Raw genomic sequence first — 14,435 nt, forward strand, 5'->3', positions numbered from 1 at the left:
TAAAGACCCCTTTCAAAATGGAATAGTGGATTATTCTCAATGATGAATCAGACGGCTCAGGAATTGCTGTGCTCGTTCTTCTCTGGGGTTGTCAAAAAATTCAGCAGCTTGGGCCTCTTCTACAATTCGGCCTTCGTCCATGAAGATGACCCGGTCCGCAACTTCACGGGCGAATCCCATCTCATGGGTAACGACGACCATGGTCATGCCATTATGGGCAAGGGAACGCATAACATCGAGGACTTCCCCGATCATCTCGGGATCGAGAGCAGAGGTAGGTTCGTCAAAAAGCATGATTTTGGGCTCCATGGCGAGTCCTCTGGCAATGGCTACCCGTTGCTGCTGTCCACCGGACAACTGGGAGGGATAACTGTCTGCTTTGTCGGCAATGCCCACCCGGGTCAGATACTTCATTGCTGTTGCGGCTGCCTGTTCTTTGGGTTGTTTGCGCACCTTCATGGGTGCAAGGGTAATGTTATCGATGACTTTTTTGTGAGGATAAAGATTGAAGTGTTGAAATACCATGCCGATGTCACGGCGGAAGAGGTTAATGTCCACCTTTTTCTGATGTAGAGGAATCCCACTGACGACAAGTTCACCTTCGGTAATGGTCTCCAGGCGGTTAATACAGCGGAGTAACGTGCTTTTGCCGGAGCCGGAAGGTCCGATAATGACGACGACTTCTCCTTCTTCAATGTGAAGATGGATATCCTTGAGGACATGAAAATGACCGAAATGTTTCTGGACACCCCTAAATTCAATCAAGAGTACACCCCATCCTTTCTGCAACGTCTGTGTGTAAAAGGAATAATAAGGAATAAATTGAAACTAGTTATTTAATCATACATAGTCATCCTGCTTATGGCAATTGGTTTGTGATAAAACATGACATAAGTAATGGGTTCCCTAGGGCTATAGCCAGAAAATATGTTATATATCTGTCATGTTATTAAACTCCTTGTGACGAATCCTGACAGAAAAATGAATCTATTCTCCTAGTTGCTTTCCAACCTTTGGAATAGTTGTATAGAGTATACTGAAAGTGATGTTTGATTTATGACTCTGATTAACAAAACAAATAGCATCAAGTTCCACGTGTACATGGCAAGAAAGCTCAACCCTACACGTCATGCCATTGATATGATGGAACGAGAGAGCGTCCGTTTGAACGTAAGTAAGGAAAGTAAAAGCGATGTATTGACCCTATAACAATTCCATTACATGTAGAGAGGATGATTCTGCACGATGAATACATATCACTCCCCAATATCAACAGGAGCAAGTGCCCAGTCCGATGTTCGAGCTTATGAAGCCAATTTGCCTGTCATTCCTGTACAGGATTTTCAGCTTACAGACTATGGAGCTGTTGGAGACGGCGTAACAGATAATACGGAGATGTTCCGACTTGCCATCGCTTCATGTGCTGAAGCAGGAGGTGGGAGAATCGTAATTCCGGCCGGGGTATGGCTCACAGGTCCGATTGTAATGCGCAGCCGGATCGAACTACATGTGGAAGAAGGGGCACTGGTTACGTTTAGCCGAGATTTTGATCAATACCCATTAATTGCATCAAGCTTCGAAGGTTGGCAAGTGGTACGTTGCCAATCCCCGATCGATGGTGATCAACTGGAGGATATTGCGATTACTGGTGAGGGGATATGGGATGGTGGCGGGGAGGCATGGCGTCCGGTGAAACGCTCCAAAATGAACACTTCACAATGGAACAAATTGGTCGCTTCCGGTGGTGTTGTAGAGCAATCCGGCGGAGATGAAGAAATCTGGTGGCCTACCACAGCTGCACTTGAGGGCGGCGCTATCGCGAATCGATTGCATCAGGAGCAGGTGCGTGATGTCGCTGCCTATGAAGAAGTCAGAGACTTTTTACGTCCCAACATGGTCAGTTTACGGAGATGCAACCGGGTATTGCTGGACGGTCCAACCTTCCAGAACTCGCCTGCATGGAATCTGCACCCCTGGGCATCTGAGCATGTCACCATTCGTAACGTGAGTGTGCGGAATCCGTGGTTTTCTCAGAATGGAGATGGGCTGGACGTTGAATCCTGCCGTCATGTGGTGGTGGAGAAGAGTGTATTCGATGTCGGTGATGATGCGATCTGTCTGAAATCAGGCAAGGATGCCGAAGGCCGTGAACTGGGTCTTCCATCGGAGTACATCACCATTCGGGATTGCACGGTGTATCACGGTCATGGCGGATTTGTGATTGGCAGTGAAATGTCCGGTGGTGTGCGGCATGTGCGAGTATCGGATTGTACGTTTATCGGCACGGACATTGGACTTCGCTTCAAAAGCGCACGTGGGCGCGGCGGAGTGGTTGAAGACATTCAGATTGAGCGCATATATATGAAAGATATCATTATGGAAGCGATCTCGTTTTCCTTTTTCTATGCAAATCAGGAAGGGTCTGCCCGGGGCAGTGATCTGTCTCAGGAGATTAGCGAAGAGACGCCAGTGTTCCGGGATATTCGTATATCGGATGTGGTCTGTGCCGGTGCCGACACTGCGTTGCTTGTGAGTGGATTGCCGGAACTGCCTTTGGATGGGGTGATCATCCAGCGTTACAACGTGCAAGCTCGCAGTGGTATCCAATGTGCTCATGCAAAACATCTGCATATCGCTGAATTGCAGGCGCAGATCACCGAAGGTCCGTTGGTTCATTTGCACCAGTGTAAAGGGGCGGAGCTTGAGAGCATTCAGGGCAATGGTGCAGATGGCCGACTTCTGATGGTGACCGGACACGAGTCCGCAGGCATTGTATGTCGTGAAGGCGATGCTGACACAGACGGTCGTCAGATCTCTGTGGGTCCCGAGGTACGAAGTGGTGTGATCATTCGCAGATAAAAGGTATGTAGTAGGGGTTATACAAGTTGGTCCAATTCAGCCGTAGTGGCGTAGCCATAGATCCAGTAATCGTGATACCTTTTGATATAAGGAGTACGTAATCTCTGGAGCGAGGCTACCCACTCGGCTTTTATATGAAGTTATCTGATGATCTACCGGTGTTCCTTGCGATAGCGTAGCGGTGTTGTACCGGTAACCTGTTTGAATGTTTTGTTAAAATGAGCCGTATGTTCAAATCCTACCTTCTCAGCGATCATCTGGACACGCTCTTGTGTGGACAGTAATCTTCGTTGTGCTTCCCGGACACGAACAACACGCAAATATTCGCTAAATCGAAACCCGGTAAACCGGCTGAACATTCGGCTCAGATAGGATGGACTGATATAAAAACGATTGGCTGCACCCTCCAGTGTAAGTGGTTCGGTATAGTTTTTATTCACATAAGTGACAATTTCACTGATTTTGTCCTGCATTGGATGCAAGGGACCGGGGCATGACTGCCGGATGTCCTCCTCTACCCGATGAATACGGATCAAAAGTTGGGCAAGCAGACTTCTTACGGCGATCTCATAGTGAGGGCGTCGCTCTTTGCATTCTTGTAGCATCTGCCACAATATACGCTCCATCTCGGGCTGTTCCGCTTCAGGCAGGCGAAGGAGTCTTGAACAATTAAAAGGCAGCAGACCACATATGCCAAGTTCCATCCCCGTTGCAAAAGCAGGAGAAAAACCGATTAATATCCGTTCGAAGCCGGGAATACTTCCTTTGGAGGTGGTATGTACATCGTGTGGATTAATCAGAATAAAATCACCCTTGCGGGCGGACAGAATCTGACCATTCATGGAATACACTCGTTCACCTTCAAGTAAGTAATACAGTTCGTAGAATGGATGAGCGTGAGGTTGTGGCATACCATTCCCATCATGTCTGCGCATATGTTCAATGGTAAATGAATGTTCACCGATTCGGTATTTGGGTCCAATCCGGTCCTCTATGAGACTCATGGTACAGCTCCCCTCTGCTTCACGGATTAACAACGATATCCATATCATAACGGAACATCCATCTTTTTGTAAACGCTATCATTGGAAATGAAATATTTCTTTAATCCTATCGTTAAATACCGAGAGAATGAATTCGGCATGGCACTTATGTGCTGTCAAGGTGACAAAACTTGAATGATGTTTTAGAGTAGGGAGAGAGAGGCGAAACTCTGGTTAAGGAGTGTCTCCAATATGATTTGGAAGGAAGGAAACAGGTTATGACGACACATGAATTATCGCCATTGGTTGCTGCGCTCAATATGCAACCTCACGTTGAAGGCGGTTGGTATAAGGAAGAATGGAAGGCATCTTATCAGATTCCACAGTCCGTTCTGCCGGATACATACTCCGGCCCACGATTCTCGGCAAGTTCCACGTATTTCCTGCTGCACGCACATGAAATCTCCGAGTGGCATACGGTTCTGTCCGATGAACTTTGGCTGTGGCACAGCGGCAGTCCGGTTGAACTGAAGCTGGGCGGCAACGGGGAGAACCCGGAGAACGAGGAAGTTCTTGTTCTGGGGATGGATATTGCTGCGGGGCAATCACCACAGGTGCTCGTTCCTGCCGGCGTATGGCAGACAGCGCGTCCGCTGGGCGATGAGCCTGTACTGGTAACTTGCGTAGTAGCGCCAGGTTTCCACTTTGATGATTTCAAGCTGGTATCCAAAAGCGAATAGGTTTTGATATGTGAAAATCCCGATCCGAGATGCTCAGGGCATCCGAATCGGGATTTTTTTGGATTGAGCGTATAAAGTATGCTGAGGTCTATGCCTAGTTCAGGGATAGATCATTCCCTTTTGAATAAGCATCACTTTTGGCAATGACTAATCACTTCGGATTCTCGTTACTCATCCAGCTGTCCACATAAAACTCCTCATGATAATTCGGTTGCTGAGCGAGTTCTTTGAGCTTCTGTTCAGCTTCTTCAGCGGTAAGATATTCTCCAATAACTGCTGTAAACTCACCAGTGGACGTTTTGAGGAAAGAGATGTCCTCATCCGGATAGGATTCTTTAATTATACCCATCGATTCTCCAAAAGGCATTGATTCTGTGCGGAGAGAGTATACCTTCCGAGGTGTGACCGGTTTGCCGTCGGAAGTCAGTTTCACTTCCAGGTATCCAGGGTTCTTGAATTCCGTTACGGCATACTGTACCCCTTCTTTTAAAACAACTACGAATCCGACGGAAGAGTCGTCTAAAATCATGGAACCATAAACATCTTTCACTAAAGGCTGGGTCATGAAGTCGGCTTTGACTTTCTCTATATCCATGTAACGTGCACCGCTAAAAGTGAAGAGGATACGATTCGGTGCTTCTTTGTGTACCACATTATAATGGGGTGCATCATTAGTCTGATCTTGCTCGTCGGTACTAAAATTGATTTTAAGCGTATTTTCGGTTGCTTCCGATCCCACAGTTACACCATCTGTAACTTTGCCTCCATCGCCAAATTGCAACACCTGAACAATAGATCCGACCACAGGTATTTTGGACATGGCGTTTGCTACGGAAGGGATGTTTACCACAAAGAGAAAAGCAGCACATGCCGCTATGACTGAGGCATAATGAATCATTCGAGATGAATTCTTGCGAGCAGTGGCTCTTTTCTGTGCATGATGAATAACGTCAGTAAGTTGAGCAGGGATTTCAATATCTTCGTAACGATCTTTTCCTGTCATACGTTCTCAACCTCTCCTTCAATCAAATATAATTTTAATTTTCTGATAATACGATAGAATTTGGATTTAACTGTATTTTCCGGTATGGAGAGCACTTCAGCCATCTCTCGAAAAGGCAGATTCACAAAGAATTTTAATATAATATAGGCTCTTTCCTCGGGGATAAGCCGGTCCAGTGCGTCATATAGATCCATTTTTTCTTCCAGTGACGCCCCTCGCTCTGGAGCCACAAACTCCTGCACATGATCCTCCATATAGGTCACTCGCTGGTTGCGTCGAATATGGTCTATCGCTGTGTTAATCACAATTCGTGACATCCATGAATCAAAATAAGTCATGGACTCCATCTTTCCATAAGCGATGAACCCTTTATAGACCGCTTCGGATACGATATCCAGCGCTTCTTGTTCATTTTTAACATAGCAGTATGCCAGTCGATATAATTTATTTTGAATCTCTGTTATTTTTTCGCTGAACTGTTCTTCTTTTGTCTTTTTATGGTTCAGTCTAATCACTCCTGATCCCCCCTGATCAACCTAAATATTCAAGTCACCGCTCGTTCCAGGCCTGGATTCTATAGAAGTGCTTGAGTTCGCTTGACACTCGTTAGACTGGTGAGGAGAAGAAATAGTTCTAAACGGTCAAAAAATTTTTTTCTTTCGGCCCTGAATAGGATAACGAGCCTCGCCTCAATTCTTAACATAGAATAATTTGCCTATAACATCACATGCCAAAACACCCGCTCTTCTAAGATCGAAGGCGGGTGTAATCGAATTTATTTGCTTATATTAGAAGTTAAAGTTGTCTGGATCAGAACCAAATCGTTTATTCTCGTTCAGACTGTTAATCTGCTCTATTTCTTCCGAAGTTAACTCAAAATCATAGAGATCAGCATTCGCGTGAATACGCTCAGGCGTAACGGATTTCGGTATGGTCACGATGCCGTTCTGCAGATCCCAGCGCAGAATTACTTGTGCGGGGGACTTGCTGTATTTGGCGGCGATATCCTTCAGCAACGGATGATCCATCAGATGACCTTGTCCGAGCGGAGACCAGGCTTCGATCTGAATCTGATGTTTGTTGCAGTACTCACGAAGCTCTGACTGAATCAATAGTGGGTGAAGCTCCACCTGATTAACTGCTGGTTTGATCGTGGCATCGATCATCAAGTCTTCCAGATGGTGAATCTGGAAGTTGCTCACACCGATCGCTCGGATGCGTCCTTCTTTATGGAGTTTCTCCAGCGCTCGCCATGTGTCTTTGTACTTGCCCTTAACCGGCCAGTGGATAAGATAGAGATCCAGGTACTCCAGTTCGAGTCGTTCCATGCTTGCTTCGAAGGCAGCCAGCGTGGATTCATATCCCTGATCACTATTCCATACTTTAGTGGTAATGAACAGATCCTCACGAGCTACTCCAGATTCACGAATACCCTGAGCGACACCTGTTTCGTTGTTATACGCTTTGGCTGTGTCGATGCTGCGATAACCAGCTTGAATGGCTGTTTTGACAGCATGAACGACTTCGTCTCCGTCTTTAACTTTGAATACCCCAAAACCCAGCCATGGCATTTTGACTCCGTTATAGAGCGTGGTTGTGTCCTGCACGTGTTTCATGGTCCGAAATTCCTCCTCTTATTGATTCATTGTTCCACTATGTAATTACCCTGCTGTTCAGCAGCCAATCGATATCGAAGGGCCGTCTTGATTGATTATACTAAAATCTGCCTGGTCTTGGAAAAGGGAGCGATCCATTTTACGAAGTAAACGCCGCTATTATCCTTTTTCTTCAACCAGAGGTTTGGTTTTGACGCTTGTGGGTGATAAGATGAAGTATACGAAACATGGAAGTCGAGACTTTGCTATGGAGAATTTACATAAGAAACGAAGAAGTGCGGAATCGGGTACAGATCGGACCGTACGATTAACGATAAAGGAGCAAGAATACAATGGCTAAACCTAAACAAACCAAAAAAGCAGCTGCCTGGTCTCTCGTGGTGATGGGAGCGGGATTTGCTGCATCCTTGCCGTTCCAGGGTGTTCCGGTTGGCAAGTTGCTGGTAGGATCATTTGAAGCGGGACTCGTGGGTGGACTTGCGGACTGGTTCGCCGTTACCGCACTATTCCGTCACCCGCTCGGCATTCCCATTCCACACACAGCATTGCTGCCGAAAAATCGCGATAAAATGACGGAAGGTCTGGTCTCCGCAGTAGAGAATAACTTGCTCAACAAAGACAGCATTACCGAGAAAATTGCAGATTTCAAAGCAGCAGAAACGGTGCTCGATACGTTGACCCGTGAGCTTCACAGTGACGGGATCAAGATCATGATTGATACGCTCTGCAAACGAATTCTGGCTGGTCTGCCGTTAGAGCAGATTGCTCCGCTCGTGGCACGTGAGATCAAGTCACAAGCGGGCGCCTTTGATCTGGGTCCAATTCTGGAACGGGCTGCCCACCAGATGACAGAGCGGGGCTACGACGCCAAAGCGCTGGACTATGGACTGAAGCAAGCCGAGGAGTGGCTGGTTAAACCCGAGACGATCATGTTTTTGGGTGAAAGCGGCATGAAAGCCATCAGCGGCATTCAGATGAACGGATTGATGCAGTTTGCGATGAATGCGTTCCTGGGTTATATGAACGAGGAGCGTCTGGGTGGCATTTTACAAGGATATCTCTTCGATCGGGTAGAGGATATGAAACGTGAAGGCAGCGCTCTAAGATACAAGGTGCTTGATATGGTACGTACCCAGACGGTGCGTTTGGCAATGAGTGAGGCTATGCAAGATGGAATCAACAGCTGGAAGAACAATATGTTGGAGGGCTGGAACGCAGAGGAAACGGTGCTGAACAAACTCACCGACCTGAGAGACAAGGCGCTCGCCGCGATGGAAGATGGACAGTATGTAGATACGTATGCACTGCCTGCCATTGAGCGGGTATTGGTTGATCTGCGGGCAGATGACGAGTTGATGACAGGCATGAATGCCAAGATCGTAAATGGCGTCACAACACTGCTGGAGAAAAATCATTCCAAAATCGGTAAACTGGTACGCGAAAATGTGGACAAAATGGACAATGCCACTTTGGTTTCGATGATTGAGGATAAGGTTGGACAGGATCTGCAATGGATTCGGATCAACGGAGCCGTTACCGGATTTGTTATCGGGATTGCGCTGACTGCGCTGCAGATGGCATTGGCATAACCTAAAAGAGCCACCCTTGAAGTAATGGGGCAAGGCTCTTTTTGTTATGCAAATATCAATGGAGATATAGATACGCATCTTTTTTCTATTTAGAGGTTAACTGCTTGGCTTGCCCCGGCAGATCGTCCGCTGTGACCTCTTCCCAGTGTGTAACACCACGCAGCGTGGATACATATAGTTTCAGATAGGCCCCATTTTTGAGTAGCTTACTGGTGGAGAAGCTTAGTGTTTTTGATTTTCCTTCGTCTGTATAGCCAATCAGTTCATAAGCATATCTGCCATTGTCATCCTTGTTGACTGTAGTCTGATTCACAGTGGTATAGTAGGTTGTTTTGCCGGCAGGGTTATCGGGAGTCAATTTAGCAGGGTCCATGAAGAAGAGCCACAGGCAAGTCAGAATAACGAGTACCAATGCGAGAATAGTGAATGCTTTTTTCATGTTCTTGTCCTCCTTTAATCTCGGTAAATTTAGGACGATGCGATGTCTTTATATTTCAGGCGGCGGATCGACCAGGTAGCAAACAGAAGGATAAAGAGACTGTTCATGAAAAGAAAGACGATATTCTCCGAGGATGTCAGTCCCTTTTGACTCAGAACGCCCATACCTATAGTTAACAAGGAGTAGGGGAATAACATGCCGATTTTCAGCACATACATGCCTAGTCCCAGAAAGACTGCACAAAGGCTGATGCCAATTGGCGTCGCAAAGCTTCTTATCCGGATCGACAACCCTAGTTGCAGTGCAGCAATAGAGATAGAGGCAAACCATCCTCGCAGGCTCCATACGACGGTCTCCATCGGGAACGGACCCGGAATGACGAACAGTTTGCCTGCTGCCCAGTACATGAGCATGAAGAAGGCTTGAGCCGAGAAGATCAATATGCCAACAATGACCAACTTGGCAACAAATAGGCTGGTGACTGACACTGGAGAAGCCAGAATCATATTCCAGTTGCGATTGCTGTGTTCCAGGCGGCATACAAAGGCACAACAGATAGCGATCAGGATGGGCAGGAAGAATTCTCCGTAAAACAAACTGACCTGTGTCCACAGGCTGTACCACCCGTTTTGTAAAGCCGCTTGATTGAAATAAAAGTTAAAGCATCCGATAAGCAGACTGATAATAGGCAGAATGGCCAGTACCAGGCTGATCCGGGAATGCCGAAGTTTAAGCCATTCTGCGGAAATGCTCCTCAGCATGTGTTCCCCTCCTCAAATCTCTTGTCTTGAAGCATGAATATTCCCTGCAAAATAGAAGATGGCAGCCATCAACAAGGCGGCTAAGAAAAGACCGACAGGCAGCATACCCGATACATAGGTACCCGAAGATGCGCTGTAAATATAAGTGACTGGATTCAGATCCATGTAGTAAGACCAGATGAAAAGGTGACGTACACCTGCTGGAAACAACCCCGATGTTGTTCCGATGAATCCGCCCAGCATACCCAGACATAATGCAAAAGCCTGATTGCGTACTGTAAGAGACAACCATTGCTGAAGAGCGGTGATGGCGAGTGTAGTTAGCATTGTGCCTATAGCGAACTGCACAAGCAGGGAAAGTGGCAGCGGACCAGAAATATTTTTGGATAAACCGAAACCGACAATGAACACAGCTTGCGCAAGGATACCATAAAGGATCAGGCTGTTCGCACATATGTATTTGGCTGTGTAGACATGATTACGTCCGGTGTTGGTCGTCATTAGCATCTTCCAGGTGTTCCCCTTATGCTCCATATCACAGATGCGGGATACAACGATAGCCGATATAATGGGCAGAAACAGACCGTTCATGGAAGCGATGCTGAAGATCAAGGCTTCCCAGCTCGCATTGGTTGCACTTCGGGAGATGGAGATACTCATGGACATGGAGGCCCAGATCATCTCAGCGGCTAGAAAAAGAGATAGCATGACCCAGATCTTTTTGCGGCGGATTTTAAAATACTCTAGGGATAGAGCTTTCATTACAGGCTCCGCTCCTTTCCGGTCAGATCCAGGAATATACCTTCCAAACTTTTCTTGTATTCCTCGATACGAATCACAGGAATATCGTGTTGTACCAGCACTTTATTCATCTGCGAGACTTCTTCGTCACGAAGGTAGTCGAACACCAGTTGTTTGCCCTGGACTGTAGGCATGTAGCCTTGAGTCAAAAGGATTTTCTCTGCTCTTGCCGTATCCGTCGTCTGAAAACGTATGGTAGCCTTGTTATTGGCCTGAAGACTCTGCATGCTTCCCTGAAACAGAAGTTTGCCATCACTGATAATGCCGACTGAGGTAGCAATCTGTTCGATCTCTGATAACAGGTGGCTGGATAGCAGGACTGTTATGCCGTATTGACCAGGAAGGGACTTGATCAATTCCCTGATCTCACCGATCCCGGACGGATCAAGTCCGTTCGTAGGTTCATCCAGAATAAGCAGGCTTGGGAAGGCAAGCAGGGCCATGGCAATACCGAGTCTTTGTTTCATCCCTAGGGAATACTGATCGGCCTGTTTATGTTTTTGATTTTCAAGTCGAACAATTTTGAGAGCTTCATCAATATTTTTGTTCGGTACGTTCCGTAGTCGCTGCATGACTTTCATATTCTCAAGTCCAGTCAAGTGGCCGTAATAAGATGGAGATTCGATCAGTGAACCTGTCTGATTCAGAATGGAAGGGCGATGTTTATTCAGATCTTTGCCAAACACCTTTACAGTGCCTTCGGTAGGTTTGATCAAACCCAACAGCATTTTTAATGTGGTTGTTTTGCCTGCTCCGTTCGGACCCAGGAAGCCAAAAATCTGTCCCGTCTCAACTGCCAGATTGACCTGATGTACGCGGTTAGTACCGCCATAAGATTTAGACAGGTTATGCGTTTCCACGATGGGGGAACTGTTTATCATTGATCTCAACTCCATTTCACTAATGTCTCTGTTGCTCTAAATATAGATCAGGCTTCTTGCTCGTAGCTGAAGATAACCTTACAATTACCTTAAATGGAAATGGAAAATATAGGATTAATGCCTTTATGATGTATAATAAAAAGGGTGATATCAATGGAATTATTGAAGAATAAGAAAATATTGATCGTAGATGATGAGCCCGAAATACGGGAAATGATTGAACGTTTTTTACGGAAAGAAGGTTTTTTCCGGATCTATACGGCTGGTAACTTCGTGAATGCTTTGGCGGTATGCAGACTTGAAAAGCCGGATGCAGCTATTCTGGATGTGATGCTTCCGGATGGAGATGGGTTCTCTTTGCTCTCTTCGATCCGGTCATTCTCGGACATGCCTGTTCTGTTCCTGTCTGCACGTGGTGAAGATGAGGATCGACTGCTCGGTCTGGGGCTTGGAGCAGATGATTATATGGTCAAGCCCTTTCTGCCAAGAGAGTTGATTCTCCGGCTTATGGCTATTCTGAAGCGGGTATATGCCTCCAATACGGTGGAGAGATTGCCTGTATTCCGTTTGGGTGGACAAACTATTGATCTGGAGAGCGCTGTTGTACAGAGGACAGACAGGGAGCTTCCATTGACAGCTAAGGAGCATGCCATACTGATCAAGTTGTATGAGAATCAGGGCCGAATTGTAACCAGTGATGCCCTGTGTCAAGCCGTCTGGGGAGACGAGAGTTATGGGTATGAGAATACCCTGATGGTGCATGTTCGGCGAATCCGGGAGAAGATTGAGGAAGATCCATCCAAACCGATATTTCTGCTGACGGTACGGGGACTTGGTTATAAATTGATGGTTCAGGAGTCTAGGTAATGGATGGCGTTGTTCGAATTTTAAGAAGGTTCGTCGGATCAACCATTCTGGTATCTGTGGTGCTATTACTATTCAATCTGATTCTGCTAGGTTCGCTGATCTTCAAGGAAATTCATGAAGGGCCTTCCCCTGGTGCGGTTGTGAAGCAGATGGCTAGTGGCCTGAGCAAGGGAGAGCAGGGGGAATATGCGCTGGACAGCGATGGAATGCAATTGCTGGATACATATCAGGCTTGGGCTATGCTACTTGATCCCCAGGGCAAGGTACAGTGGAGCGAACAGCTTCCGGCTGAAATCCCGCGCTCTTATAACGTGACGGATGTTGCGAAGTTCTCCCGATATTATCTTATGGAATACCCAGTGTATGTGTGGGAGCGTAACGACGGATTATTGGTCGTAGGCTACCCCAAGAATACGTACGGAAAATACCAGTTCGACTTTTTGGCAGAGTGGCTTAAGTCATTACCTGTTCGGATCATCCTATTATTGGTGTGTAATGTGGCTCTTGCTCTTCTAGTCTCCGTATTAATTGGAACACGGGTAATCCGTAGTATTCGACCGTTGATCAATGGCATTCATGCGCTGGCAAAGGAAGAGCCTGTTCATGTCGAGACCAAGGGTATATTTAATGATCTGTCTCAAAGCATCAATTCAACATCTCGCATGCTTCAGGATAAGGATGATGCTCTTAAAGCGAGAGATGAAGCTCGATCCAACTGGATCGCAGGCATTTCTCACGATATACGGACGCCATTGTCCATGATTCTGGGTTACGCGAGCGAGTTGGAAGAGCAAGTGGATTTGCCAGCTGAGCAAAAACAGCAGGCATCCATTATTCGTCGCCAGGGTGAACGTCTGCGGTCACTGGTCAGTGATCTGAATTTGGTGTCCATGCTGGAGTATGAGATGCAGCCCTTACAGTTGAAGTCGATTCGACTCTCTGTTCTGGCAAGACAGGTCGTGTCAGATTTTTTGAACAATGGCCTGGATGAACGTTATCCGATCTCGCTTCATGTTCAGGACGAAAGTCTTCAGGTTATGGGGGATGAGCGATTACTGTATCGTGCAGTAACGAACCTGATACATAACAGTATCAGGCATAACCCGGATGGATGTGCAATTGTGCTGGAAACGAGCCGTTCAGCGGAGAATTTATGTTGTGAGTTTGTGGTATCTGATGATGGGATAGGAATTCCAAAAGAGTATCTGGACGATGTGGTGGTACTCCCTTATGCCGCAGGACGTGTACGGCCCTCCCGCCAGGGACATGGCTTGGGGCTTCCAATGGTATCAAGGATTGCAAAGGCTCATCGGGGAAGGCTTATTCTCACGAGTGACAGTGGGGAAGGGTTTAGAGCTGTATTGCAGTTGCCTGCTACTTAGAAAAACACCTGCCTTGGACAGGTGTTTAAAACTTTATACATATAACAACGAACTATCGCAATTTTGTCATCGTCATAGTAAAAGTAATGTTTCTTGTCAAAATGACGCGAAAATCCAAAGAATGGATTTACAAAAAAATAGCAAATTGTGCTAGGATGAATATAGGAAATAATTACATAAATTAAATATTTTGGGATTGTAAAGACTTGAATTCAACCTTGGTGTTTAGCTTTTTTTAAGCTATACATATAAAAAAAATTGAATGGAGGTTTTTTCAATGAAACAATTCAATCTCGAAGCATTGGGAGCAATCGAGGACATCAGTGATGATGAGCTGATGGTCATTACAGGTGCGGTATCTGTAATTGATGTTGAAGCAAGCGGCGGTGTATTCTGTACGGTGAGTCATGAATGTCATTATAATTCGGTTTCACCTTCTTCTTGGCTGACTTGTTGTTAATTTTTACTCTTATCTTCGGGCACATAGCTGATTTCAGTTATGTGCTTGATTTTG

General features: G+C 46.3%; 16 protein-coding genes. 7 read left to right on the plus strand and 9 right to left on the minus strand.

Annotated features, from left to right (window positions below; genetic code table 11):
• Nucleotides 1–36 precede the first annotated feature (36 nt).
• A complete protein-coding gene (locus MHI52_RS02215; RefSeq protein ID WP_051447440.1) occupies nt 37–765 on the minus strand; it encodes an amino acid ABC transporter ATP-binding protein in 729 nt (242 codons plus the stop codon).
• A gap of 480 nt (nt 766–1,245) precedes the next feature.
• Here MHI52_RS02215 and MHI52_RS02220 point away from each other — a divergent pair, with 480 nt between their 5' ends.
• Nucleotides 1,246–2,859, plus strand: coding sequence for a glycoside hydrolase family 28 protein (locus MHI52_RS02220; protein WP_405158358.1), 1,614 nt, complete (start codon nt 1,246–1,248; stop codon nt 2,857–2,859).
• Between the two features lie 152 nt (nt 2,860–3,011).
• Here the strand turns inward: MHI52_RS02220 and MHI52_RS02225 are convergent, their stop codons facing one another.
• The gene (locus tag MHI52_RS02225; protein WP_036616653.1) at nt 3,012–3,863 is read right to left on the minus strand and encodes an AraC family transcriptional regulator; all 852 of its coding nucleotides are present in this window, start codon (nt 3,861–3,863) and stop codon (nt 3,012–3,014) included.
• A 257-nt stretch (nt 3,864–4,120) separates the two neighbouring features.
• On the opposite strand from MHI52_RS02225, the gene MHI52_RS02230 reads away from it, so the two are divergent.
• On the plus strand, nt 4,121–4,582 hold the full coding sequence (locus MHI52_RS02230) for a cupin domain-containing protein (RefSeq protein ID WP_017691032.1): 462 nt from the start codon (nt 4,121–4,123) through the stop codon (nt 4,580–4,582).
• Between the two features lie 151 nt (nt 4,583–4,733).
• On the opposite strand, the gene MHI52_RS02235 is transcribed toward MHI52_RS02230, so the two are convergent.
• The 3 genes from MHI52_RS02235 to MHI52_RS02245 all read right to left on the minus strand — a co-directional run bounded on the left by MHI52_RS02235 (nt 4,734) and on the right by MHI52_RS02245 (nt 7,201).
• Complete coding sequence (locus MHI52_RS02235) at nt 4,734–5,585, minus strand: hypothetical protein (protein WP_405158359.1); 852 nt, start codon at nt 5,583–5,585, stop codon at nt 4,734–4,736.
• Nucleotides 5,582–6,100: a sigma-70 family RNA polymerase sigma factor gene (locus MHI52_RS02240; RefSeq protein WP_127547996.1), complete on the minus strand. Its 519-nt coding sequence runs from the start codon at nt 6,098–6,100 to the stop codon at nt 5,582–5,584. Before MHI52_RS02240 ends, MHI52_RS02235 begins: the two co-directional genes overlap by 4 nt.
• Before the next feature lie 273 nt (nt 6,101–6,373).
• The gene (locus MHI52_RS02245) at nt 6,374–7,201 is read right to left on the minus strand and encodes an aldo/keto reductase (RefSeq protein ID WP_036616658.1); all 828 of its coding nucleotides are present in this window, start codon (nt 7,199–7,201) and stop codon (nt 6,374–6,376) included.
• A gap of 211 nt (nt 7,202–7,412) precedes the next feature.
• Here MHI52_RS02245 and MHI52_RS02250 point away from each other — a divergent pair, with 211 nt between their 5' ends.
• Entirely contained in the window at nt 7,413–7,541 is a 129-nt protein-coding gene (locus MHI52_RS02250) for a hypothetical protein (protein WP_256720184.1), read from the plus strand.
• Nucleotides 7,534–8,790, plus strand: a complete 1,257-nt coding sequence (locus tag MHI52_RS02255; RefSeq protein ID WP_076253896.1) for a DUF445 domain-containing protein — start codon at nt 7,534–7,536, stop codon at nt 8,788–8,790. The genes MHI52_RS02250 and MHI52_RS02255 overlap by 8 nt, the downstream gene beginning before the upstream one ends.
• A gap of 85 nt (nt 8,791–8,875) precedes the next feature.
• Here the strand turns inward: MHI52_RS02255 and MHI52_RS02260 are convergent, their stop codons facing one another.
• The 4 genes from MHI52_RS02260 to MHI52_RS02275 are packed head-to-tail and all read right to left on the minus strand — an operon-like array spanning nt 8,876 to nt 11,687.
• The gene (locus tag MHI52_RS02260; protein ID WP_036616662.1) at nt 8,876–9,229 is read right to left on the minus strand and encodes a YxeA family protein; all 354 of its coding nucleotides are present in this window, start codon (nt 9,227–9,229) and stop codon (nt 8,876–8,878) included.
• 29 nt (nt 9,230–9,258) lie between these two features.
• A complete protein-coding gene (locus tag MHI52_RS02265; RefSeq protein WP_036673135.1) occupies nt 9,259–9,990 on the minus strand; it encodes an ABC transporter permease in 732 nt (243 codons plus the stop codon).
• 12 nt (nt 9,991–10,002) lie between these two features.
• Nucleotides 10,003–10,752: an ABC transporter permease gene (locus tag MHI52_RS02270; RefSeq protein ID WP_036673138.1), complete on the minus strand. Its 750-nt coding sequence runs from the start codon at nt 10,750–10,752 to the stop codon at nt 10,003–10,005.
• Nucleotides 10,752–11,687 carry an ABC transporter ATP-binding protein gene (locus tag MHI52_RS02275; protein ID WP_405158360.1) on the minus strand — a complete coding sequence of 312 codons (936 nt, stop codon included), beginning with the start codon at nt 11,685–11,687 and terminating at the stop codon, nt 10,752–10,754. The genes MHI52_RS02270 and MHI52_RS02275 overlap by 1 nt, the downstream gene beginning before the upstream one ends.
• A 138-nt stretch (nt 11,688–11,825) precedes the next feature.
• Between MHI52_RS02275 and MHI52_RS02280 the strand changes: the two genes are divergently transcribed.
• The 3 genes from MHI52_RS02280 (at nt 11,826) to MHI52_RS02290 (ending at nt 14,381) form a co-directional block, all read left to right on the plus strand.
• Entirely contained in the window at nt 11,826–12,539 is a 714-nt protein-coding gene (locus MHI52_RS02280; protein ID WP_036616668.1) for a response regulator transcription factor, read from the plus strand.
• Nucleotides 12,539–13,921 (plus strand): sensor histidine kinase, encoded by a 1,383-nt coding sequence (locus MHI52_RS02285; RefSeq protein ID WP_405158361.1) that lies wholly within the window; start codon nt 12,539–12,541, stop codon nt 13,919–13,921. Before MHI52_RS02280 ends, MHI52_RS02285 begins: the two co-directional genes overlap by 1 nt.
• A gap of 277 nt (nt 13,922–14,198) precedes the next feature.
• Nucleotides 14,199–14,381, plus strand: a complete 183-nt coding sequence (locus tag MHI52_RS02290; RefSeq protein ID WP_036616672.1) for a type A2 lanthipeptide — start codon at nt 14,199–14,201, stop codon at nt 14,379–14,381.
• Nucleotides 14,382–14,435 lie beyond the last annotated feature (54 nt).

Source organism: Paenibacillus sp. FSL H8-0283 (assembly GCF_045040675.1).
Classification (GTDB): domain Bacteria; phylum Bacillota; class Bacilli; order Paenibacillales; family Paenibacillaceae; genus Paenibacillus; species Paenibacillus amylolyticus.

What these genes read in the sequence shown, in the direction of transcription:
- MHI52_RS02220 (WP_405158358.1), top strand. Translation starts at nt 1,246, where the DNA reads ATGAATACATATCACTCCCCAATATCAACAGGAGCAAGTGCCCAGTCC.
- MHI52_RS02225 (WP_036616653.1), bottom strand. Translation starts at nt 3,863, where the DNA reads ATGAGTCTCATAGAGGACCGGATTGGACCCAAATACCGAATCGGTGAA.
- MHI52_RS02230 (WP_017691032.1), top strand. Translation starts at nt 4,121, where the DNA reads ATGACGACACATGAATTATCGCCATTGGTTGCTGCGCTCAATATGCAA.
- MHI52_RS02235 (WP_405158359.1), bottom strand. Translation starts at nt 5,585, where the DNA reads ATGACAGGAAAAGATCGTTACGAAGATATTGAAATCCCTGCTCAACTT.
- MHI52_RS02245 (WP_036616658.1), bottom strand. Translation starts at nt 7,201, where the DNA reads ATGAAACACGTGCAGGACACAACCACGCTCTATAACGGAGTCAAAATG.
- MHI52_RS02250 (WP_256720184.1), top strand. Translation starts at nt 7,413, where the DNA reads ATGAAGTATACGAAACATGGAAGTCGAGACTTTGCTATGGAGAATTTA.
- MHI52_RS02255 (WP_076253896.1), top strand. Translation starts at nt 7,534, where the DNA reads ATGGCTAAACCTAAACAAACCAAAAAAGCAGCTGCCTGGTCTCTCGTG.
- MHI52_RS02260 (WP_036616662.1), bottom strand. Translation starts at nt 9,229, where the DNA reads ATGAAAAAAGCATTCACTATTCTCGCATTGGTACTCGTTATTCTGACT.
- MHI52_RS02265 (WP_036673135.1), bottom strand. Translation starts at nt 9,990, where the DNA reads ATGCTGAGGAGCATTTCCGCAGAATGGCTTAAACTTCGGCATTCCCGG.
- MHI52_RS02270 (WP_036673138.1), bottom strand. Translation starts at nt 10,752, where the DNA reads ATGAAAGCTCTATCCCTAGAGTATTTTAAAATCCGCCGCAAAAAGATC.
- MHI52_RS02275 (WP_405158360.1), bottom strand. Translation starts at nt 11,687, where the DNA reads ATGGAGTTGAGATCAATGATAAACAGTTCCCCCATCGTGGAAACGCAT.
- MHI52_RS02280 (WP_036616668.1), top strand. Translation starts at nt 11,826, where the DNA reads ATGGAATTATTGAAGAATAAGAAAATATTGATCGTAGATGATGAGCCC.
- MHI52_RS02285 (WP_405158361.1), top strand. Translation starts at nt 12,539, where the DNA reads ATGGATGGCGTTGTTCGAATTTTAAGAAGGTTCGTCGGATCAACCATT.
- MHI52_RS02290 (WP_036616672.1), top strand. Translation starts at nt 14,199, where the DNA reads ATGAAACAATTCAATCTCGAAGCATTGGGAGCAATCGAGGACATCAGT.